21 protein-coding genes, 3 pseudogenes and 1 other annotated feature are annotated in these 21,347 nt (G+C 64.1%); of the genes and pseudogenes, 14 read left to right on the top strand and 10 right to left on the bottom strand.

All coding sequences use genetic code 11. From position 1 onward, the window contains the following. Window positions 1–111: 111 nt before the first annotated feature. The 7 genes and pseudogenes from HPC46_RS31250 to HPC46_RS31220 all read right to left on the bottom strand — a co-directional run. Window positions 112–378, bottom strand: a pseudogene (locus HPC46_RS31250) (IS110 family transposase); the annotation flags it as partial. A gap of 96 nt (window positions 379–474) precedes the next feature. Continuing rightward, window positions 475–1,089: an NAD(P)H-binding protein gene (locus HPC46_RS31245; RefSeq protein ID WP_005144195.1), complete on the bottom strand. Its 615-nt coding sequence runs from the start codon at window positions 1,087–1,089 to the stop codon at window positions 475–477. Between the two features lie 153 nt (window positions 1,090–1,242). Then, window positions 1,243–1,584 (bottom strand): MarR family winged helix-turn-helix transcriptional regulator, encoded by a 342-nt coding sequence (locus tag HPC46_RS31240; RefSeq protein ID WP_407665583.1) that lies wholly within the window; start codon window positions 1,582–1,584, stop codon window positions 1,243–1,245. Between the two features lie 148 nt (window positions 1,585–1,732). Beyond that, entirely contained in the window at window positions 1,733–2,557 is an 825-nt protein-coding gene (locus tag HPC46_RS31235; RefSeq protein ID WP_005144193.1) for an energy-coupling factor transporter transmembrane component T family protein, read from the bottom strand. Beyond that, window positions 2,554–4,614 carry an ATP-binding cassette domain-containing protein gene (locus HPC46_RS31230; RefSeq protein WP_005144192.1) on the bottom strand — a complete coding sequence of 687 codons (2,061 nt, stop codon included), beginning with the start codon at window positions 4,612–4,614 and terminating at the stop codon, window positions 2,554–2,556. The genes HPC46_RS31235 and HPC46_RS31230 overlap by 4 nt, the downstream gene beginning before the upstream one ends. 21 nt (window positions 4,615–4,635) lie before the next feature. Then, entirely contained in the window at window positions 4,636–5,280 is a 645-nt protein-coding gene (locus HPC46_RS31225; RefSeq protein WP_005144190.1) for a mycothiol-dependent nitroreductase Rv2466c family protein, read from the bottom strand. 36 nt (window positions 5,281–5,316) lie between these two features. Continuing rightward, window positions 5,317–5,955 carry a DsbA family oxidoreductase gene (locus HPC46_RS31220; RefSeq protein ID WP_005144189.1) on the bottom strand — a complete coding sequence of 213 codons (639 nt, stop codon included), beginning with the start codon at window positions 5,953–5,955 and terminating at the stop codon, window positions 5,317–5,319. Between the two features lie 178 nt (window positions 5,956–6,133). On the opposite strand from HPC46_RS31220, the gene HPC46_RS31215 reads away from it, so the two are divergent. Beyond that, the gene (locus tag HPC46_RS31215) at window positions 6,134–6,562 is read left to right on the top strand and encodes a MarR family winged helix-turn-helix transcriptional regulator (RefSeq protein ID WP_179475947.1); all 429 of its coding nucleotides are present in this window, start codon (window positions 6,134–6,136) and stop codon (window positions 6,560–6,562) included. A gap of 203 nt (window positions 6,563–6,765) precedes the next feature. Here HPC46_RS31215 and HPC46_RS31210 read toward each other — a convergent pair whose 3' ends face one another. Further along, window positions 6,766–7,476: an HNH endonuclease family protein gene (locus HPC46_RS31210; protein WP_036422937.1), complete on the bottom strand. Its 711-nt coding sequence runs from the start codon at window positions 7,474–7,476 to the stop codon at window positions 6,766–6,768. Between the two features lie 2 nt (window positions 7,477–7,478). On the opposite strand from HPC46_RS31210, the gene HPC46_RS36010 reads away from it, so the two are divergent. The 5 genes from HPC46_RS36010 to HPC46_RS31185 all read left to right on the top strand — a co-directional run bounded on the left by HPC46_RS36010 (window position 7,479) and on the right by HPC46_RS31185 (window position 11,354). Continuing rightward, window positions 7,479–8,027 (top strand): CHAT domain-containing protein, encoded by a 549-nt coding sequence (locus HPC46_RS36010; RefSeq protein ID WP_081479065.1) that lies wholly within the window; start codon window positions 7,479–7,481, stop codon window positions 8,025–8,027. A gap of 155 nt (window positions 8,028–8,182) precedes the next feature. Beyond that, the gene (locus HPC46_RS31200) at window positions 8,183–8,656 is read left to right on the top strand and encodes a sigma-70 RNA polymerase sigma factor region 4 domain-containing protein (RefSeq protein ID WP_005144186.1); all 474 of its coding nucleotides are present in this window, start codon (window positions 8,183–8,185) and stop codon (window positions 8,654–8,656) included. Continuing rightward, window positions 8,640–9,506, top strand: coding sequence for a zeta toxin family protein (locus HPC46_RS31195; RefSeq protein WP_005144185.1), 867 nt, complete (start codon window positions 8,640–8,642; stop codon window positions 9,504–9,506). The genes HPC46_RS31200 and HPC46_RS31195 overlap by 17 nt, the downstream gene beginning before the upstream one ends. A 388-nt stretch (window positions 9,507–9,894) precedes the next feature. Then, window positions 9,895–10,353 carry a GNAT family N-acetyltransferase gene (locus HPC46_RS31190; protein ID WP_005144183.1) on the top strand — a complete coding sequence of 153 codons (459 nt, stop codon included), beginning with the start codon at window positions 9,895–9,897 and terminating at the stop codon, window positions 10,351–10,353. Further along, entirely contained in the window at window positions 10,350–11,354 is a 1,005-nt protein-coding gene (locus HPC46_RS31185; RefSeq protein ID WP_179475945.1) for a hypothetical protein, read from the top strand. Before HPC46_RS31190 ends, HPC46_RS31185 begins: the two co-directional genes overlap by 4 nt. Before the next feature lie 749 nt (window positions 11,355–12,103). On the opposite strand, the pseudogene HPC46_RS31180 reads toward HPC46_RS31185, so the two are convergent. Continuing rightward, window positions 12,104–13,372: pseudogene (locus HPC46_RS31180) on the bottom strand (IS3 family transposase). Between the two features lie 627 nt (window positions 13,373–13,999). On the opposite strand from HPC46_RS31180, the pseudogene HPC46_RS31175 reads away from it, so the two are divergent. The 7 genes and pseudogenes from HPC46_RS31175 to HPC46_RS31145 all read left to right on the top strand — a co-directional run bounded on the left by HPC46_RS31175 (window position 14,000) and on the right by HPC46_RS31145 (window position 20,329). Then, a pseudogene (locus HPC46_RS31175) lies at window positions 14,000–15,262 on the top strand (IS3 family transposase). Then, window positions 14,299–14,431, top strand: a sequence feature (AL1L pseudoknot). (Overlaps the previous pseudogene by 133 nt.) Before the next feature lie 141 nt (window positions 15,263–15,403). Next, a complete protein-coding gene (locus HPC46_RS31170) occupies window positions 15,404–15,739 on the top strand; it encodes an alpha/beta fold hydrolase family protein (RefSeq protein WP_131542400.1) in 336 nt (111 codons plus the stop codon). A 412-nt stretch (window positions 15,740–16,151) separates the two neighbouring features. Further along, window positions 16,152–17,783: a ParB/RepB/Spo0J family partition protein gene (locus tag HPC46_RS31165; RefSeq protein ID WP_005144173.1), complete on the top strand. Its 1,632-nt coding sequence runs from the start codon at window positions 16,152–16,154 to the stop codon at window positions 17,781–17,783. 503 nt (window positions 17,784–18,286) lie between these two features. After that, a complete protein-coding gene (nrdH, locus tag HPC46_RS31160) occupies window positions 18,287–18,529 on the top strand; it encodes a glutaredoxin-like protein NrdH (protein ID WP_005144172.1) in 243 nt (80 codons plus the stop codon). 26 nt (window positions 18,530–18,555) lie between these two features. After that, entirely contained in the window at window positions 18,556–18,846 is a 291-nt protein-coding gene (locus tag HPC46_RS31155; protein ID WP_005144170.1) for a hypothetical protein, read from the top strand. Next, complete coding sequence (locus HPC46_RS31150) at window positions 18,843–19,457, top strand: hypothetical protein (RefSeq protein WP_005144169.1); 615 nt, start codon at window positions 18,843–18,845, stop codon at window positions 19,455–19,457. Before HPC46_RS31155 ends, HPC46_RS31150 begins: the two co-directional genes overlap by 4 nt. Continuing rightward, window positions 19,454–20,329 carry a chymotrypsin family serine protease gene (locus tag HPC46_RS31145; protein WP_005144168.1) on the top strand — a complete coding sequence of 292 codons (876 nt, stop codon included), beginning with the start codon at window positions 19,454–19,456 and terminating at the stop codon, window positions 20,327–20,329. The genes HPC46_RS31150 and HPC46_RS31145 overlap by 4 nt, the downstream gene beginning before the upstream one ends. Before the next feature lie 4 nt (window positions 20,330–20,333). Here the strand turns inward: HPC46_RS31145 and HPC46_RS31140 are convergent, their stop codons facing one another. Continuing rightward, window positions 20,334–20,477 carry a hypothetical protein gene (locus HPC46_RS31140; protein ID WP_157838285.1) on the bottom strand — a complete coding sequence of 48 codons (144 nt, stop codon included), beginning with the start codon at window positions 20,475–20,477 and terminating at the stop codon, window positions 20,334–20,336. A 405-nt stretch (window positions 20,478–20,882) separates the two neighbouring features. On the opposite strand from HPC46_RS31140, the gene HPC46_RS31135 reads away from it, so the two are divergent. Next, window positions 20,883–21,134 carry a hypothetical protein gene (locus tag HPC46_RS31135; protein ID WP_005144166.1) on the top strand — a complete coding sequence of 84 codons (252 nt, stop codon included), beginning with the start codon at window positions 20,883–20,885 and terminating at the stop codon, window positions 21,132–21,134. The last annotated feature ends 213 nt before the right edge of the window (window positions 21,135–21,347 follow it).

The following is a 21,347-nucleotide window of genomic DNA, read 5'->3' as shown; positions in this document are numbered from 1 at the left end:
CAGCAAATCCCGAGCCGATCAGAGCTCACCGACCGAACAGGAGGCCACCCCCGCGGCACTGACCGCCTGAACCATCACATCGAAGAATCACACGACGACGTCGTACACCACGCCCCTGGACTTGACCAGCTTCGACGGCGCGGCCACCAGACACATCATCCCCGCAGCGATCAGGAACCGGGCCAACCCAAACCCTGTCGGACCGGCCTCATAGCTCACCGCGACCCGGCCCGGCAGCGACCGCAACCACTCCAGGACCTCCCGATAATCCGGGGTCAACCGCCGTTCGAACACCTCCCCGGTGTCCCCATCCAATGCGCACGCCACGATTGATCGTGCGTGCACATCCAACCCAACACTCGTACGATGACGTTTCACTGGGGCCTCCTACATCTGTGGCTCTACCGGCCAGGACCAGATTCCTGTCGGCAACCCACGTTCACATGCAGTGAGGCCCCAGCCTCCTCATACCGTCTAGCTGGCTGGTCTGGTGATGATGGCGACGTTGCCCTGCTGGCTGATCTGTGGGAGGAGGCCAGGTCCTATCGCGAACCCACCTCCGAAGAGATCGCGTACGAGCAGGCGATGGAATCGATCTCCGCCCTGGTCGACGCACTCGATCAGCAGCCAAGTGTCGGCGTAGCCCTCCATATAGAGGGCGTTGCGCAGGATGGTGCACGCCGGGCCCTCGGCCCGCAGAGCGCTCTCGGTCGAAGCATGATCGGCGGCCATCGTGCGCAGCCTGGCGGGAAACTCGCCGTCGGCGTTCGGCAGTGAGGTGTAAGCGATGCGTTTGACGCCGGCGGCCGTAGCTGCGCGGATTGCCGTAAGGTGCTGGACCCGGCGCCGGCTCACGGCGTCGGTGGAGATGAGCAGCAGCACGTCGATTCCGGCGAACCCCGATGAGAGGCCGTCGGGCCGGTCGAAGTCCGCGTGTCTCACCGTCACACCCGCATCGCGGTGCCGGCGCAACACATTCGGTGAGCGGCTTAGCAGCACGACCTCGGAGGGCGGGTGCGAGCGCAGAACGTGTTCGGTCGCCCGTCGGCCCAGGGCGCCGGCCGCACCGGTTATGCCTATGACTGCCATCGGATCTCCTCTGTTGTCGCGCAGGTGATGGTGTGACGATTCGGGGCGGGTGAACACAGTGGCACCGCCGCCGACCTACCGATATATATCAAGTATCCTGATATATATCGAGTAGCTTGATGATCGCGATGCCGCCCCCGCCCGCATGGGAGATCAGCCGTCAGATTCGGGGTTGTGACATTGCGAACTTGCCTCGTGCAGCAGTCTTTTGAGGTCATCGCGTTTGGCCGGGGTAAGTGCATCCAGTACGCTTTCGTCGGCGGCCAGAACCGCCGACTCCGCTCGTTTGAGTAGCGCGGCGCCTCTTCTCGTCAGCCGAGCCGGTTGCGAGCGGCCAACCGACACGGTTTCCGGTCGCATGATCAACCCCGCATCCTCAAGTGCCTTCAACACCAAGTTCATCGCCTGCGGAGTTACGTTTGCCCGTCTGGCTAGTTCGGCGTTGGACTGATCCGGTGACATGGACAGGTTGCGCATGCAGACGAACTCGGCCAAACCGATCCCGAACGGCCGCAGTTTCGCATTGACGTGCGGCCGCAGTGCTGACAGCAGTTGATATAGCAGGAATCCCAGAGGTTGATCACCGTAACTCGACACATCAAGTATCTTGACACATAGATGCGGTGTGGGACTCGAACCTCGGCTAGCTTTGCAGAACGATCGCCAGCGCCGCGATCGCGAGAACTGTGAGGATCGCGACGGCGTCGCGGGTGTGGGGGCGCGTGCGGGTGGCGGTGATCTGCCCGGTGCCACCGCGTGCGGTGATGGCGTCGCCCATTTCGTCGGCGCGGCGTGCGGCGGCGCTCAGTGCGGTGGCGAGGATTTCGAGTAGCACATTGCTGGTGTCGGTTCGGCGTTGCAGCCAGTTCCGGTGCGGGCGTGGGGGGCGGAGTCGGCGTGCGGCTGCCAGTGTGCGGAATTCGTTGAGCAGTAGCGGGAATGCGCGTAGCGCGAGTGAGAGTGTGGTGGTCCATTCTGTGACCGGCAGGCGCAATATTCGTAGTGGGCGCGCCAGGGTGTTGACGGCGGGTGCGACCTCAGAGACGTGGGCGGTCCACGATACGAGCGCACAGACACTGGCCATGACGGCAGCGAGGGTGATGATCTGCAGGAAGCTGAGCAGTCCGCCAAGGCCGAGGCTGATGGACCCGAGCGCAATGTACGGTGCACCTGCGTTGGCCGCACTGATAAGGGCGCCTGCTAAGAGGAATATGCTGAGCCACAGTGGGATTGATGGTAAAGCGCCTCGGGGAACGCCGGCGATGCGTGCGCTGACCAGAGCCAGCGCAGCGACGAGAATCAACGAGGGCCATCCCGGGTACAAGGTCAGCAGGACGGCGACGATCGCGACGGTGACCAGTTTCGTGCCGGCCCAGAGTCGGTGTATCGGCGACGTGCCCGGCACCGGGCGAAGCAGGATGAGGGCGCGTCGATGCCGACGTCGGCGAACCTCCGCAGTTTCGGTCATCGCGGTTGGCCCTCCTGATTGTTGACCATCGGTGTCGTCAGGTCGCCGTGGCGTAGATGTAGTGCGCGCGTGCACAGGGCTTCCAATCCCGAGAAGTCATGTGAGATGACGACGATCGTCAGGCCGTCGTGCCGCAGTCGAGTCAACAGTCGAAGAAGTTCGTGTGTGCTCGTCGAGTCCAGTCCAGCCAAAGGCTCATCGAGGATCAATACCCGCGGCCGACGGGCGAGCAGGCCGGCCAGAACGACCCGGCGGATCTGACCGCCGCTGAGGTGCCGGATCGGGCGATGCAGCAGCGATGCGTCGAGCCCGACCGACCCGACCGCTTCACCGATCCGCGTCTGGTCATCGAAGTCGAGACCCGCGGTCTCCGCGATCTCGGTGGCAACGGTATTCCCCATCGCCTGCAGACGCGCCGCCTGGAAGGACAGTGCAACCTTGCCCACTTGGTCGGCCACCGGTGCCCCGGCGAGCAGGCACTGTCCAGATGTGGGCTCGGTCAGGCCCGCCATGATCCACGCGAGTGTCGATTTGCCGGAGCCGTTGAGACCGTGGATGAGCAGCCCGTCGCCCTGGTGGACACTGAAGGTGATGTCCCGCAGTGCCGAGGACTGCCACGGCGTGCCGAGCCCGTATTCGTATCCGACCGATCGCAATTCGAGGACGACCGAGCGGGTCGAAGGGTCACCGGGTGCGGCATCGGTCACCGGGGTGTTCGGCAGTGTCGAGAATTCCTGCGGATGTTCACCGCGGGGGCGTGCCCCGGGAAGGGTGATCGTTCGGTCTGCTGCCGACGCCTCGGTGTCATAGTGCGTGATGTGCACCAGTGCCGTGTCATATCGTTCGGTGACCTCGCGGAGGGTACGAAGAAGTTCTTCGCGACCAGGTTGGTCCACCATGCTGGTGATCTCGTCGGCGACGAGCAGTTGTGGTCGGCGGGCGAGTGCTGCGCCGATGGCGAGTCGTTGGAGTTCGCCGCCCGACAGAGCGGTCGTATCACGATCGCCGAAGCCCGCCATCCCCACCTGATCGAGGATGTCGTCGATATCGACGTCGACGTCGGCGGGAAGGCCCCAGATCACATCATCGGCCACCCGTGTTCCGAGTACTTGGCTCTCGGGGTGCTGCATGACGATGGCGGTACCGCCACACCGACCCAGTCCGACGGCGCCGGCCCGTCCAATGGTGCCACCGGTCGGCTTCTGCCCGGCAAGAAGTCGCAGCAGGGTGGTCTTCCCCGAGCCGTTGGCCCCGGTGACCGCCACCCGCTCGCCACGGTCTATCGTCGCGGTCAGCGGCCCCAACGCATCGTGGTCGGCGCCGGGGTATCGGTACCGAACCGCATGCATGACAAGGGGAGTCGGGGCGATCGGACCGGCGCCCTCGTCTGCGTTGTCGGGTTCGAGCCGAACGGTTGCCGTTTCGTGGTCTGGAAGACGTTTGAGCGTCCACCACCCGATGGCAGCCATTGCGCTGGTGCCGAGCATCGACGCGGTGATCACGACGATCTGCCAATTCTCGATCAACGTCTCGGTGAACGGCGCGATGGCGGCTCCAGCGGTGCCAAGACCTGGAATTGCTGACATCACCGATGCGAGACCCCCGGTATAGACGGTGATCGCGTCGAGGACGAGGTGGCGCAGGTCAGCCAGTGCGGTCAGCAGACCGGTAAGTGCCACTGCGAACACAGTGCTGGCGGCGAGCGACACGGCGAAGGCAGTGAGTGTGGTCAGAATGCCTTCGCCGCGCCGCTGCAACCGGCCGATCAGGACGCCCATATACGCGCAGACAGCGATCACACACGGGCCGCCGAGTCCGACCCCGAGAAATGTGAGGATGCTGGCGGCGACCACCGTGGCCACCACGACCCGCATCCGCTCACGACGGGCGAGAAGCGCCATGGGCACGACACCGAGAATCGTCAGCCCGAACGCGAACGGCAGCGCAACGGTCGTGACGGCGATTGCGCTGCACAGCGCTGCCGTCACCGCCGCGCGGGCCACCTCCCCGGGGCTTAGAGCTCCGGTGCGGTCGCGCCGTGCTGGGGTGATGGTCATCAGTGCGTTTCTCGCTTCTCGTTAGCTGGTGATGGGGGCCAGGTCGTCTGGCTGCTGACGTTTGAGCTCCCAGAAGTCAGGGTGTGCCGCGACCGTTGCCACGGCGTCCCACAACCGCACCGCGGCATGGCCGCGTGGGATGGCCGAGAGGACCGGTCCGAAGAACGGCACGCCGTTGATGTGCAAGGTGGGCACGCCTGCGATGGCGCCCGGCGCGCGCAGTCCACGATCGATGCTGGCCCGGATGGCGGCATCGAGTTCGGGTGAGTCGGGTGTGTCGAGGATGCTGCTCGGCAAACCGGCTTCGGCGACGGAGTCGACCACGAACCCGGCGATGTCCTTGTTCAGGATGTCCATGATGCTGAGGTTCTTGCCACCGTGGATCTTGCCGCCGAGAGCGGCATACAGCTTCGTCAGGTCCGCGGAACTGTATGACCGGTCCGTTTCGGCAACGACGCGCAGCGCCAACCAGACCTTGGAACTGATCTCCGGGATCTTCAGGAATTTGGGCGGATCGTCCTCGTCGATGATTGCCAGCGCCGCGAAGTGGAAGTCAACGGTGACGTCGCGGTACTGCTGCACCTCGGTCAGCCAACGGGACGTGATCCACGCCCAGGGACAGAACGGGTCGAACCAGAAGTCGACCTTGATGTTGTTGTCGCTCATGTTATCTCCAATTTCTGCGGTGCTTGTGACGTGTTGTCAGGAGAATTCCGGCTCAAGATCGCCACGGTCTCGCTTGATCTCCCAGAATTCGGGGAAGGCCGCGAAAGTGACTGCGGCGTCCCACAATCGGCCCGCTTCCTCGCCGCGAACGAGGCGTCCGACCACCGGGCCGAAGAACGCCTGATCGTCGATGTGGATGGTCGGTGTGCCGATACCGGCGCCCGGAACACCCATTCCTTCGTCGTTGCTGCGGCGCAGCGCTTCGTCGAAGGATGGGTCGGCGGCGGCGTCAGCCAGCTCCGCCTGGAGTCCGACCTCAGCCAGCGCGTCGGCGATCAGGACGTCGAAATCCCGGGCCACAACATCCTGGAAGCCCCTGTTGCCGGCGTGATGAATTCGCTTGCCGATGGCCGTGTACAGCGGTCCCATGATCTCAGGACCGCGGACCTTTTCTGCCGCAGCGACGACCCGGACCGGCGCATACACCTTCCTCATCATCTCGGGATCATCGAGCTGGTGCGGAAGGTCGCCCTCGTTGAGGACCACCAAGCTCATCACGTGATACTGCAGATCGAATTCACGAACCAGCCGCGCCTCTTCGATCCACCGCGACGTCAGCCAACTCCACGGACACAGTGGATCGAACCAGAAATCGATACGACACCGTTCAGACATGCACAGCACTTCCGTTCCAGCGAGAAATCGCCATCGTGGCCAAGGCATCCGGCCCCAACCCAAGGTGGCGGACACCGCGAACAACCATCAAGCAGGTTGTTATGTATCAAGTTACTTGACTCACGATTACTTGTCGAGACCCCCTGTTGAACAGTCCTATATCGACCACCATGGCAAGATGATTGATATGACCGAGGATGGCAGACGATCGATTGGGTTTCTGCTCTATCACGCCGCCACGGTGCTCCGCCCGCCCGTTGCCGCGGAACTCAAACGCCTCGGCATCGGCATGCCCGAGTACGCGTGCCTCACCCACCTCAATGAGCAGCCCGCAGCGTCCACCGCCGAACTAGCCCGACGCATGGCGATCTCCCCCCAAGCGATCAACACCGTCGTCCGAGAACTACAAGACCTCGGCGCCCTCTCCAGACCCGACAACGTATCAACGGGCCGAAGCCTGCCCATCCGACTCACCCCCAAGGGGCGAGGACTGTTCGACCGCGCCGACCGGGCCGTTCGGACATCCAGCGAACACTTACTCGCCAACCTGTCCGCCGACGAACGCATAGAGCTCGTGCGACTACTGAGCCGGATCGATGTCCGATGACCTCATTGCCGCACGAGCACGACATCACCGAGAGAGGCGTCCGCCGGAGCGGGCACCTGTTCACGATGCCGCCGTTACGCCATCCCGATCGCGCCACATTTTCGACACGTTGCACGCATGGTGGGCGAGAACTAGGAGACTGAAGCTTCCCCGGGTTTTGTTCCGCTTCGACACAAACTCGCCACTTACCAACAAGCCCTTGCTCACCGGCCACTCGGAGATGTTGCCGCCGCATCACGCAAGACCGGCACCGACGGTTCATCAATAGCCAACCCGTAGCCCCGCATCACCGCGAGGAACTGCATCGCGTACTGACAATGAAACGCGGCATTGGGCGGCATCCACGCCGCCGGCTCATTATCGCCTTTGTCCTGGTTCGCCTGTCCCTGCACTGCCAGGAGATTGGCCGGATCATTGGCGAACCGGACACGCAACGGTTCCGGCCATGCCCACGCACCCTGGTCCCACGAGTAGGCCAGCGGCACGATGTGCTCGATCTGCACGGCTGCACCAGTCTTGTTGCCGCGCTGGAAGTTTACGATTGTACTCGTGTAGGGATCATGCAGCACACCTGTGGCCACCGCACGCGGACAGCGACTGATCGCCACATACGTCTTGTCGATCAAATCGCGATCGAGGATGTCATTCCTCGTATCGCACTGGTTGTGCCCACCAGGCGCATCGGTGTCATCCGTCCACGCCTCCCCGAACGCCGCACGGCGATAATCCCCATGACGCACACGGACCGGCACCACCGGCACTCCAGCGAGAACATCAACGCCCGCAGTCACCGTCGGCAGAGCCGCCCCGGACACCAACGTCGACGGCCCGGTCGACGACAGCCCTGTTTGCACCGCCACCAAAACTGCCAGCGCTACAGCCGCACCCCACCAAGCCATCCTCGCCCGACTCATCGATGCGTGCCCGGCGTGAACTCGACGTCTTGCAGCGTCTTACCCAACACGTCAGACCCCCCAAGGAATTACACATCGCAACCCACGGAGGCGAACGCGATGGTCAGCCCGCGGTGGAGCTGGCCCCGGGAAACTGGATGACGGTGGGCATGCTGGCGGCCACGGTGTTGATCCCTCCGGTCGTCGTCTTGACGGTGTGCCCGGTCGCCTATCGAAGCGACGCACCGCATCCGCCGCATCGGTTGCCTGATGCCCTCTTGCACGCGGGTGCGAAGGTAGTCGTTGCACCGCTTTGGCCAATCCGAGACTCGGCGGCAGCAGCCTTCTCGGCGCTCTTCTACGCCAACTTGACATGGACCGACATGTTGAAACGCCCAGCTCATACAGTTGCCGCTGCGGTGACGACGACCGTGCGCGAACTTCAACATCTGACCACGGGCCAACTAGCAGCGAGGCACCTGCTCCTGCCTCTTGGTGACCTACGAGCAGACCCCACGGAGCGACCCTTCGCCGACGTGCGTGACCACGGCGCCTGGACATGTTGGTCCTGACCGAACCGCGCGCGGCTAGCAATTGGGTGGCTGTACGGGCTCTCCGTCGACGAGGCCTCCTGCAAACGGACTATCCGGACGCTTCTGCGGCAACTTCACCTGCCGCCGTTGACGCCCTACACCTCTTGATTCATAATGAATCAGGAGGTGTAAGGATGTCGACTGAATCCGTCAGCCAGACCATGGCGCATCAGGCCGAGCAGCGCTTGGCCGTGATCGCGGCCCGTCGGCGGGTCGCCGAGCGCGAACTTGAGCGTGAAATCTATGAAGCAGCGACCGTCCAGGGCCTCAGTCAACGCCAGATCAGTGACCTGGTCGGTAATCAGTCCCAGGCTACGATCCAGCGGATCCTGCGGCGCGTCAACGACGACCCTAGCCAGCTGAAACCCAAGCCCTCCGAGATCATTGACCAGCGTACCGCCGGAATGATCACCACCGAGCAGATGATGGACACGCTGATGAACTGGCGGTACACCGTCGGGGATGTGGTCCGCATCGGTGGTGTCGCCACGGATGCGTACATGACCGGCGATTGGGACGCCATCGAGATGGCCTTCTACCGCGGTCAACTCAGCGACGACGAATTCCAACAGTTGGCCGACCGCCAACGCGATGCACCCCTCCCGTGATCTGCGTGCGCAGGTCGCCGCCCAACTCACCGCACTGTCGGCTCCCGGAACGCCTCTGCATCGTGACTCCGCCCAAAGCACCGCACGCCTGTACCCGCGCGGCGACCTCGGCCGGGCCAGGTTCCAGAAAGACACCATCGACTGGTATCTGAGCCAGGCCAATCCCCGTCTCGGGGGTCGCACCGCCATCGTCACCGCGGGGCCACCCGGTGCCGGCAAGACTGCACTATTGCGGGCCCGGATCGCCAACCTCGATGAGTACCGCATCATCGATGCCGACATCATTAAGGACCACATCATCAGGCAGGCCATGGCTGATGGCATCTACGACCACCTGCTGACCATGGCGCCATTGGCAGACGGGCGTGGGCTCGCGCCCCGCGAATTGTCCGCACTCGTGCATGTGGAGTCGGTGCGCCTCGCTGAAGCCATCCGCGAGATGTGCACCAGCCTCAAGGAGAATGTGGTCATCGAGGGCACTCTCACCTGGCATCTGCAGGGCCCCAGGATCTTTCGCGAGCTCGCTGACAACGACTACTTCGACGTCGAGGTGTACGGCCTCGATGTCGAACAAGAGGAGGCCCACGAAAGCGCCCTCGACCGTTGGTGGAAACTCCGTGTCGAATGGGCCAAAGGTCAAGATCGGCTCGGTGGCCGGTTCACCCCGGCCGATGCAATCGACGTGTGCTACCCGGCCCCCGGCGCCGAATCTGTCTGCACCACTAACGCCAAAAGCTTCATCAACACGGCGATCCAGACCGGGGAAATCCCGCGCGTGCACGTGACGATCCTGCGCCGAACCACAACGCGCCCAATGGAAGTCATCTATGAAAGGTCCTATCTCCAGTGATGGTCCCGTGGTCCGAGCTCGAACCCGACCAAGCTGAGATGCTTCTGGCAGTCTTGCTCCACCGCAAACCGTCGGCACCCACGATGAAGGCCTGCCGCCAGGACTTCGACGCCATCGCTGCGCTCATCCGTCGGAAGCGGCATCGACCTGTCAGCAATGTCGTTGAGCGACATAACAACTGCAGGCACGCAATAGACCTGGCGGGGTTCGGGAGTGTCGCGGGCTTCTCAGTACAACTGGCGGATTCAGGTCATCTCCGCGACCTCGCCGGCTCCCGATCATTGGTTCCTTTGGGGAATGGCGGGCCCCAATGGTATTGGCTGCTCCCCCACCGGGGGACTAGCGTCACCAGGCCCGAGTGTCGGAGCGTGGTTGTAGGCTCCGCGGCGTGAGCCTGGAGTTCTTCGACCACCGCCGCGGGCCGGCGGACAAGTACTCGTGGGTTCCGCCCTTCGACTGGTCGGTAGGTTACGAGAACGACCAGTGGTGGGACGATGTCCGCTATTACTACGTAGACGAGCCGTGGTTCGTGCAGGTACTCGAGGACGGCGCCGAGGTGGCTCGGGTGGAACTCGATGACCCCGGTGGCATCAACCCGGAGTACACAGGTGTGCCTGATCTCGGTGAAGACGAGCGCCTTGAGATCCAGTTGATCGAGGTGGCCACCACCGCGGCTCGCCGCGGGATCGGCACCCGGGTGGTGCAGGATTTGACGAAACGGCACCGCGGGCGCAGGTTGTTCGCCTACAGCGAGGAGGCAGACGAGTTCTGGGCGTCACTCGGATGGGACCGATTCGATCATCCGGACGGCCACGCGCGGGCGCTGTTCATACAGCCTCCCCGATGAGCGGCAACCACGGCGGAGGGATCGAGCGGCCGGTCGACTTCTCCTACGAAGCATGCTGGTTCGAGTGTCCAGCGTGCCGCGACCGCGTGGTCATGACGTTCGAGGACCGTGCCAACGGCGAATCGCGTACCTGCTCTTTAGGACACGACGTCTCGGCGCAAGAGGAATATCCAGCGCTCACTGACCCGTCCGACGTCGCGACGAATCCCGCCGAGATCGAGCGCCTGGTCTGGTATCACACCAGCACCCGCGCGGACTGGCCGCCGATCGACGAGTCGTCGTCAGCGAGTGCGACGCACCTGGGCACCTTTGAGTCGGCGATCGAAAACATGTTCCGCCGCATGCGCGACCAGTCGGACGCGGATAGTCAGTTCTATCTGCACCGGGTCCGCATTGCGTGCCCACCCGCGGAGGTGTCCCCGCTGGGCCAGGAGCTCAGCGACTTCATGGGAAATGTGTGGCTCAGCAACCTCTACGACGCGGGGTTCCCGGTGGTGCGTTACGTCAACGTGCACGAGCATCCTGGGTCGATCTCGCTTGCAGTGGTGCCGTCGGTGATCACGCACCTGCAGACGCTCGCCGTCCCGCTCAGCCTGGACACGGAGGAGTCGCCGGCGTCACGAGATGCCTTCACCTCCTACATGGCAGACCTCGACCGGGTGGAAGCCCGGCGGCCTTGCAGCGACGGGCTCCGCCGCATGGACCTGCTGATGCGGCGGACCCCGGACATCGCTGCGATCGCCGATGCGGACCACGAGTGTGATGAGGCCCTGTGGGCGGCCCAAGATCGGTACTGGGAAGCGATGGAAAAGGAACACCTGCCAGCGGTGGGCTTCCGAGCGCGTTGGAAGCTACTAGATGCGGTCCGCAGCATTCACGGCAGCGCCTCACACGTGCACGATCGGTTCCGGTCGCTCGCGGAGCTGGTGCGGAACCCTGCCCCGACCCTCGCGGTGCTCCAGGCGCAGCCGGTGCGGGAGGTCGGCGGATCGGCCCTCTAGCGGCTACGGCACCAACCGCGCCAGCACTTCGGCTCACTCGACCGCCGCCGCCCCTGTCCCACTCACGAACCGGTGCCGGGCCGCCCGCTCCTCGGTTAAGATCCCGACTTCGCCTGCGATGTGTTGGCCTGGGCGAGGCGCAGGCTGCTGGGTATCGTGGTTGGGTTTCCACCGGTGATCGACTGCGCGCAGATCACCATCCACATCACAGGGTAAGTTCCGGAACGCCGGGGCCGCTTCCCCGCTCGGCGTGTAGACGACACACGAGTTTCATGGATAACCACTGTTATCCATGAGCTTTTGCGACCATTACTTCGTGACGCCGCCCTCCGGCCGTGCCGACGGGGAATCAGGGTACCCCGCATGGCTTTTGGAGTTCCTCGCCGATCGAGCCATTCGCAAACCGTCACTCCACACGATGAAGGCCTGCAGCCAGGATTTCGACGCAATCGTCACCCTGGTTGCCGGCGTTCCTGAACGAGTTGTTGATTTAAGGCCCAACGCCCTGACGAAGTTGGCGCGTTGTAAACCGCCTTTGCCGAGTACGCGCGTACCCATGCGCCAACAGCATCGATTCGGCGTTGCTTGTCAAACTGGAACACGTTGTGCGACTTCCTCTATAGCGGCGACCTAATCGCAGCTAATCCATGCCACTGATTGGTCGGCCGAAAGTCGCTAAGACGTTCCCGAAAGACGGGTGGCTGCATCGTTACCTCCCACTGAACCACCCCGGGTTTGATGCACACCGGTTACTGGTGTGCAGCCTCTGAGTGGGCCGCGTTTGTAGCGTAGTGGACGGCCTCGTATTCGATGGGTGGGATGCGGCCCAGGCGGTGCATGAGCCGGTCGGTGTTGTACCAGTGCGCCCACTCGGCGGTCAGCAGTTCAACGTCGGTCAGGCGGTGCAGCGGCCCCCGCCGAAACGGTGAGTCGTCGCGGACGGCTTCGGTCTTGTACAGCCCGATGGTCGTCTCCGCCAGGGCATTGTCGAAGGCATCCCCGACCGTGCCGATCGAGGCGACCAGTCCGGACAGGGCCAGGGTTTCACCGAAGCGCACGGACGTGTATTGGGCCCGCATCGCTGTGATGAATAGTGGTGCCCAACAACGGATTACCCTCACTAACGCGGAGTTGCGCGGCATGGCGGATCGCCTGGCGCACAAAACGGTCCTGCTTACTGGCTGAGCAGGTCCATCCCACGATCCGGCCCGCGTAGGCGTCGATGGCGAACGCGGTGTAGACAAACGCCCCGTTGGATAACCGGACGTAGGTGAAGTCAGCGACCAGCAGCACGTTGGGGGCGGGCACCTGGAACTGGCGCTTGACCAGATCAGCGGCCCGCTCCGCGGCCGGATCAGCGATCGTGGTGCGGACCTTCTTGCGGCGAGTGACTCCACGCCACCCATTGACGCGCATCAACCGTTCCACGGTGCAGCGGGCCACCGCGATACCCTGACGTTGCAGGTGAGCCCACATTTTGGTGGCCCCGTACAGTGACTCCGGCTTGCGCTGGCCGTGCTCGTCGGGCTCGTAGAAGCCGGCCAGCACCTCGGTGATGACGGTGTCCCACAGGGCGCGCGCTGACGGAGGTCGGGTCAGCCAGGCGTAGAACGTTCTCGGGGCGATCGGCACACCGTGCTCGGTGAGCACGCGGCAGATCGGAGCGACCCCGAACCGAGCGCGATGCTCGGCGATGAACGCACAGATCAGTGGTGTCGCGGGTCGCTCTCCCGCACGAAGAAACGTGTTGCGGCCTTGAGGATTTCGATGGTTTCCTCAAGTTCGCGGTTCTTGCGCCTGAGTTCACGTAACTCGCGCGTGGTGTCGGTAGGCACCCCGTCACGGACCCCGGTGTCGACCTCGGCCTGGTTGACCCATCGGCGCAGCGATTCGTAAGACACCCCCAACCGCTTGGCGACCGCGGTGATGCAGGCCGTGCGGGTGTCGTACTCCTCAGCATGGTCAGTCACCAACCGGACCGCGCGGGCCTTGAACTCGTCGTCGTACTTCTTCGCCATGATGCAAACAACCTTCCCTCGAAAGAAGGTGTGCATCAAACCCGGGGTGGTTCAAAGACAGCCGGACCGCCTACGAATGACGAGAAGCGGATACGTGCGCAAAACAGGTTGGGCGACCCGCAAAAAGTTGCGGCCGAGGAAAGCGTGGATGTGGCCTCATTTTTGAGCCTACACCAGGTGGGGAAGATAGGCGTGATCGCGAGCCTCGCTGAAAGCCGTTGCTGTGAGCAGTAACTCACGGCACTCCCACCTCAGGGCACCAAGATACTCACGCGCGCTCTACGGGGAAAGGGATGACGGACCAACCGATGTAGCATCTGACGATCACCCTGTTCTGAAGGGGGGTGACGTTATTCACCCTCATGACAGTCGATCCGAAAACTGGGTTATCGCGGGCGTCAACCTCCGTGATCGAGGCGAAAGCCATGTCGTTCTGATTCATTAGGAGCCCATCGAATTCTACTCGGACTCGGCCAACGCCAGAGATGATCTTGTATTGGGTAGCTTTTGCCACGGTGGCCTCCTTCTCCAAGCGCAAGTTTGGCCCGCCCCAGAGGGTGAAGCTTAGGTAGTTGAATCGCACTGGAAATCCCGGAGGCTCCTGACCTTGGAAACGAGGATGCAGGTATGCCGAAGGAACAGTCTGCCGGGAAGCCCACGGCGCGTCGTTACAGCCCGAAGGAGAAGGCCGCTGCGGTGCGGATGGTCCGGGCCCTGCGTGCCGAGTTGGGTACCGAGCAGGGCACGGTGTCGCGGGTGGCGCGTCAGCTTGGGTACGGGGTGGAGTCGGTGCGGTCCTGGGTGCGTCAAGCCGATATCGACGACGGATACGCTCCGGGAGTGTCCAGCGCGGAGTCGTCGCGGATCAAAGAGCTTGAGCAGGAGAACCAAGAACTTAAGCGCGCCAACGAAATACTGAAACGTGCGGCGAGTCTTTTCGGGGCGGAGCTCGACCGCCAACACAAGAGATAGTCGCCTTCATCGACGCCCAGCGCGAGGAGTTCGGGGTCGAGCCCATCATCACCGTCCTGCGATCAGCAGGCGTGGTGATGGGCCCCGAGCATTTACCACGACGCCAAGTCCCGCGCCCCGTCGGCACGCGCGCAACGTGACGCCGAACTGGGTCCGGTCCTGGTGGCTCTCTGGGAGGACAACTACCGCGTCTACGGGGCCCGCAAGCTGTGGAAAGCCGCCGGTCGGGCAGGCCATGACGTGGGCCGTGATCAGGTGGGCCGGCTGATGCGGGCTGCCGGTATCTGCGGGGCGCGACGCGGTAAACGGGTCAAGACCACGAAGCCAGATGCCAGCGCTGCGCGGCACCCCGATCTGGTGAAGCGCAAGTTCACCGCGACCGCGCCGAACCAGCTTTGGGTGACGGATCTGACATTCGTGCCGACCTGGGCCGGCGTCGCGTACGCGTGTTTCATCGTCGATGCCTACTCCCGGATGATCGTGGGCTGGCGGGTGGCCAGCCATATGCGGACCTCGATGGTCCTCGACGCGTTGGAGATGGCACGCTGGTCGCGCGGAAACCTGTTGGCGGGCGTGAGATGTCACTCCGATGCTGGGTCCCAGTTCACCTCCATCCGCTACGGCGAACGGCTCGCCGAGATTGGCGCGGTCCCCTCTATAGGTTCGATCGGGGACAGCTTCGATAACGCCTTGGCGGAGACGGTGAACGGCTACTACAAGGCCGAGCTGATCTACGGTCCCGCCCGCAGCGGGCCGTGGAAGACCGTCGAGGACGTCGAGCTGGCCACCCTCAGTTGGGTCTACTGGCACAACACCAACCGCTTACACGGCTACCTCAACGACGTCCCGCCCGCCGAGTTCGAAGCCACGTTCTACGATGCCCAACGGAGCGACCAACCCCTGGTCGAAATCCAATAGCCCGAGCCTCCGGCAGAACCAGGGCGTTTCACATCGGTGACGCTCATCGAGCCAGTCAACACAGTCGCTCGATTGTCTGCGGGGTTCTGGCGCACGGGAGCCTTGCTGTTACTTCCAGGTGCTGAGCGCAAGCAGCGCACCGTGGCCGAGATCCTCGGCCACCCAGCACCGGGCAGCCTCCTCGATAGCGTGATGGAGCTGGTGATGGCTGCCGGCTCCGCATTCGCTTCTTTCGGCACGCCGTTTCCCCGATACATGCCTGAGTCCCTGCTTCACTCGGTCGATCTTCCCGTGCAGGTTCTGTTGGCAGGAAACACTATTCACGACCCTGCGAAGGGGATCGACCGGATGCGTCGCGTCGCGCCGTCGTGGGGGCATCGCTTGTGGCCGGAAGCGACACACATGTTGCCGTGTGAGGCCGGAAGCGACGTCGTCGCCTGCGTCCGCGGCTTCGCTCGCGAGCACGCTCCGGGCTGACGCGACGTGGCACCGGCTCTACCGCCGCGAATCTGATCCGACGTGTCTCAAGTTCGTTGCGCAAGTGCAGCAATGGTGCAGACGAACTTGAGAAAGTGCAGTCAAACTTGAGAACCTACAGGGCGGTGGACACGCCTGCGGCGTGACTGACAACGCCATTGTTTTGCCTTCTGGCCCACTCATTTTGTGTCCGTGGCTTGGCCGCGGAAGGCCATCGGCCTCCGCTGCGCTCCGGGCCCTGCGGGCTCGCAGAACTTTTCCCACGCGTGTTCGCTGCGCTCACGGGAAAACTTCTGCGCCCGAGACCTTCCCGCTCACCTGCGCGACTGGCCACCAATTCGTTTTCGCCAGACGGCAAAAGAACGGGCGGCCCGACCCGGGGTGCCCGCGTTAGCGAGGAAGGTCACCAACCATGTCAACCACCACCGACAACACCACCGAGCAGGTCGCCGGGTCCGTCGAGTACATCGATCCGCAGGTCCTGGAGTTCGAAGACAACGTCCGCGATCACGTCGAGCTGGACAAGGACTTCCTGGCCAGCCTGCGCGAGTTGGGCGTCATCGTCCCCATCCTGGCCGTACGCGACGCCGAAGGATGCACCTACGTCCGCGAAGGCCAGTGCCGCACCCTTGGAGCCCGCGAGGTCGGGCTGACCAGCGTGCCGGTCTACGTGCTGCCCGCCGGGGCCACGAACGACGACACCGCCACCGTTGAGCGGATCGTGCAGCAGATGGTCGCCAACGACCAACGGCACGGGCTGAAAAACTCCCAGCGCGCCCGCGCCATCCAGCAGATGCTCGACACCGGTATGTCGGCCACGAAGGTCGCCAAGAAGCTGTCCATGCGCCGCGAAGACGTCAAAGCCGCTGGCGCGGTGTCGAAATCGACGGCAGCCCTCGACGCACTCGATGGCGGTCAACTCGACTTCACCCAGGCCGAAGTGCTGGCCGAATTCGAAGATGACGACGATGCCGTTGAGCGACTTCTGCGCGCGGCTCACTACGGCGGCAACAACTTCGAGCACACAGTCTCGACCCTGCGCTCAGAGCGCGAAGTCAATGCGCTCATCGCGACGGCAGAGAAGGAGTACACCGAACGCGGCTACACAATCCTGCCGGATCGACCCCGCTGGTCGGACCTGGCCGCAGTCTCGCTGGCCTACCTGCGCACCAGTGACGACGGCGAATTGCCCGCCGATTTGGAGAAGAAGCCCGAACACTGGGCGGTGTACCTGACCGAGGACTACGCCTACGTCGACGCCACGACCGGGGAACCAGTCGCCGACAGCGAACTTGACCCCGACACCGAGTACGACGAGGACGCCGAGGCTGCCGAAGGGTTGCGCCACTACTCGACCGTCGCCGAGAAGACCGTGATCGTCCCGGAATGGTATTGCGTGGACTACGTGGGAGCCGGTCTCACTCTGTCCCGGTCACTGCAGGGTGTTGCCTCGCGCCAGGGCGCACCGGCGACCGTGGGCGGTGACGACTCCCCCGAGGCCATCGCTGAGCGCGAAGCCGCACAGCAGGAAGTCGAACGCCGCGAACGACGGAAGGTGCTGGTGCTCAACCGCCTCGGCGATGCCGCGGAGAGCGTGCGGCGCGACTACGTGGTCAAGCTGTTGGCCCGCAAGACCGCCCCCAAGGGAGCCGCCACGTTCGTGGCGCACTGCCTAACCCGCGATCCCTACATCCTCAGCCAGAACCACGGGTCGAGCCTCACCGCCGAGCTGCTCGGCGTCAAGGACGAGCGTGCGGTGCGCGCGCTGGTCAACGAGTTCTCCACCAACATCGACGCACGCGCCCAGGTGATCAGCCTGGCCGTGGTCCTGGGCGCACTGGAGGCCCGCACCGATAAGAACGCCTGGCGCAACGCCCGCACCGGCATCACCGGCACCGCGTCCTACATCGCGTCCACCGTGGGCTCGGATGCCTACCTGCAGTTCCTCATCGGCAGCGGCTACCAGCCCAGTGAAATTGAAAAGGTCATCGTCGGCCAGCGCTCCGCCGATGCCGTCTACGTCGAGGCGACCCAGGAGAGCTGAGCGCACCGGGTGGTGGGGCCCAGACCTGGCCCCACCACCACTCCCGAATCACCCCGCGCGCAACACCGCCGGCGGACGGAGAAATGGTAGCGACGTGAGCTTCTCGCACATTCCATCATTGACCGGAAAGAACCTACGCGCAAGGCCACGTGACCGCCGTGAACGGCTCGAAAAGTTTCCCGCTGCTGTTCGTAGAGCCCGACTAACGCGGAAAGGAAATTTTTCGCCCGGACCTATGCACTGCGGTTTATATCCGGTCACTGACAATGCGTCGAGAAGCGCCAAAATAATGGTCAGCAGAATGACACCAAACGATCGATACCGCCTTCCTGAAGGAAGAGCACAAAGAAGCCTCTAGCCGGGGCGAAACTCGATAGCACGACATCGGTAAAAACCGGTACAAAACACGCGAAAATTGCCCAATGATATTTTGCAGAGGCGTTGCTGACCGTTAAAACAGAATATAGAATTGACCTATGACCAGCACCGATAAGGAGACGGATATGAACGCCATCACCGTTTACACAAAACCCGCCTGCGTGCAGTGCAATGCCGTATTCAGAATCCTCGATAAAGAGGGCATTCCGTACGAGAAGATCGACTTGTCGGCCGACAATGAGGCGCGCGATTACGTCATGTCTCTGGGATACCTGCAGGCACCCGTGGTGTACGCCGGGCCCAACGAGCACTTCGCCGGATTCCGGCCCGACCGGCTCAAGGCCCTCAAAAGCCTGACCGCCGCCTGAACCAACCAGACATCCCGGAAGCCGCCATGTATCAGCTCACGATCGCCACCGACGAGGGCGTGAGCACAACCTCCCACGCCGATCCCGCTCAGGCCGGCCGCGCACTGCTCGACTACGCGATCCAGGCTGATCTCTACCTGCACGGCGACCACCGCACCAGCGACCAGCTCTGCAGCGCAACGAATCCGGCCGTCATCACCCTTGTCCGGCTCGACGCCGGCGGCGGCCCACCGAGGTGCGTGGGCACCGCCACCATCACTGCGACGGTGACCGTCGCCCCAACCACCAACAACTTGACGGGAGCTGCCGCGTCATGACCGCCGCCCTTCGCCACACCCTGCACCTGGTCCCCGCCGCCGACTCACTGGCCGAGACGCCCGAGCAAGCCGATGCGTTCCTCGCCGAAAGCGTTGTGCAGCAATGGCAGCCCGAACACCAGTTCATCGGCGCACTGCTCTACCTGTCGGCCGACGATGCGCGGCCGCTGCTGGATCTCGTGCCCGACACCGCGATCGCCAAGCCCGTCGCCCGCTGGGCCTACGAGTTGATCCGCCGCCTGGTCGACGACGAGGAAAAGCCCGACCCGGTCAGCGTCCTGGCCGCCGGCAAACGCCATTCCGCCCGCCACGCCCTGTGCCCCGACGAGCCGCCCACCGATACACGGCTCAAGCAGCTCGCGCTGTACCTCGTCGACGCCTACACCCAGAACATCAGTGCCGCGCTGGCCAGCAGCCTGGCCCGCCAGGTCCTCGACGACGCGTACCGGCGTGCCTTCGGCGTACTCGGTCAACGCATGCAGCAGCTCGCCGAAACCGACATCGACCGTGCCGAGCTCACCGACCAATTTGGTCTCATCCGCGAAGAACTCGCCGACTTGTGGCGCCGCGGTGAAGCCGCCGCCAAGCTGTCCACCGGCGGTGCCCGATGATCCTGCGCCGCGCCCTTCTGTCCGCCGGCACGCTCGACCAACGGGCTGGTGCCGCCGCTGCCGGCCGCATCCAGCACCAAGGCCATTCGGCAGTTCTGGCCGCCGCCTGGATAGAAGCACTGAACAACGCAGCGCCGAACGGCATCTTCGCTCGGCCTGACCACCAGGTCACCGCACGTATCTCCGGCGAGAAGGAACTGGTCACCATGAAACCGACCACGGTTGTCACCACCGCCATCGCGGTTGCCGCTTCATTGCTCGTCCAGGCCCCCGCCGCGGCGGCCATGCCAATAACGATCAGTCCCGGCGACCGCATCGACTACGTGACCGACGACGGCTCAGCATCCTTTTGCACCACCGGATACGTCTACACCGGCACCAACGGCCACGCGTACGCGATTACCGCAGGGCACTGTCAAACCGATGAATCAGGTCGCGTCGTTCAGGAAAGTTCGGGCGCCACCGGACGATTCGTCAACACCGTGGTCGCACCACCACGTTCAGGCGGACCCGACTACGGCCTGATCGACTTCGGGCCGCGGGTGACTACCCGGCCCGCAGCCAACGTCGTTACCTTCGCGGCCGGCGGACCAACCCCGCTCATCGAGGTTGGCCAGACCGTCTGCCATCTCGGTGTCTCCAGCGGCCGGCACTGCGGCACCGTCGCGTACAGCTACGGCGACGATCAGTTCATGACCACCGACATGCCCGCCAGCGTCCCCGGAGATTCCGGCGGCCCTGTCTGGGTGACCGACGACGACGGCCAGGCCCACATCATCGGGATCTGGCTGGGTGAAAAGACCAGCGCCGACGCCAGCCGCCGCTACGGCCGCTTCGCGAGCCTGCGCGCCGCGCTGGACATTCTCACCTGAGCGATCACAACTCCACTGGCGCGGCCGGCCACACCACGTCGACACACGCCCCGGCCCCAGCCGGGGCGCCGTCGACCAACCACGCCAGACACCGCGTCGCCGCGGTCCCGCCACCCTCGACGAGCGCGCGCACCAGTTCGGATTCCATCAGCCCAGTATGACCGCCGCGGCCCGCTCCGCGCGGTGCCCTCAGCGCCTCACTGCAGCCCGGCGATCCCATGGCTGGCGATCCCCAGACCGGCTGCAGTCAGAGATCGCGCCTGCGGCGCACCTGGCCGCCTCCCGGCGGCCACCGTCCGCAGCCCCTCACCTTTAAACCGTTAGCAGGGGTCGCAGCGTAATCGGCCGGGGGCCCGAGACGTCAACCCACGCCCGGCGCTGGTGCCGGCGGCGGAGGACATGTGCGGCCCCATCAGCTCGCTGTCGCTCGCGGGCCACACATCCGCCGGCACCACCACCGGACTCTTCGGGGTTGACGTCCCACCCTCACCCGATTCCCCCGCACCCCAGCGCTAACCGGCGCACTCAACAACTTCTGAAACGGACAACAACCATGACCGCCATCCTCGCCGCCGAAGCCGTCGCCCTGAGCACCACACACAGCCTGGCCAGGGCCCGCGCCGACATCCACAGCGCCGTCAACGCCGACGACACCCACCGTCGCCGCCAGTACGCCCTCTCAGCCCGCGACAACGCCATCACCGTCCTCCTTGAGCCGACCAGCCAGCCCAGCGAACGCGAATACGCCGAGTACTACCTCGCCGACGCCGAAGCCATCATCGCCGCCATCGCGCCCGTCGAATAGCCCTCCATCCCAGCAACTCTGGCCGGGCCGCCGCACCCAGGTGGCCCGGCAACAGATCAAACCCTCTATCCTCACCACAGAAAGGATGGGGTTCCCCCGAGATCGTGGAGGGTTCCTTATGCCGCTTGCGGCTTGGTCTTGGATTCCCTGATCTCGTAGTTGACGGGCGATAACCCGTCGGCGGAGCTGTGCCGGCGTTGGTGATTGTAGAAC

The organism is Mycolicibacterium vinylchloridicum, from assembly GCF_013404075.1.
Lineage (GTDB): Bacteria > Actinomycetota > Actinomycetes > Mycobacteriales > Mycobacteriaceae > Mycobacterium > Mycobacterium vinylchloridicum.
The sequence above is the reverse complement of the archived record's forward strand: the minus strand, read 5'-3'. Positions and strand labels throughout refer to the sequence as shown.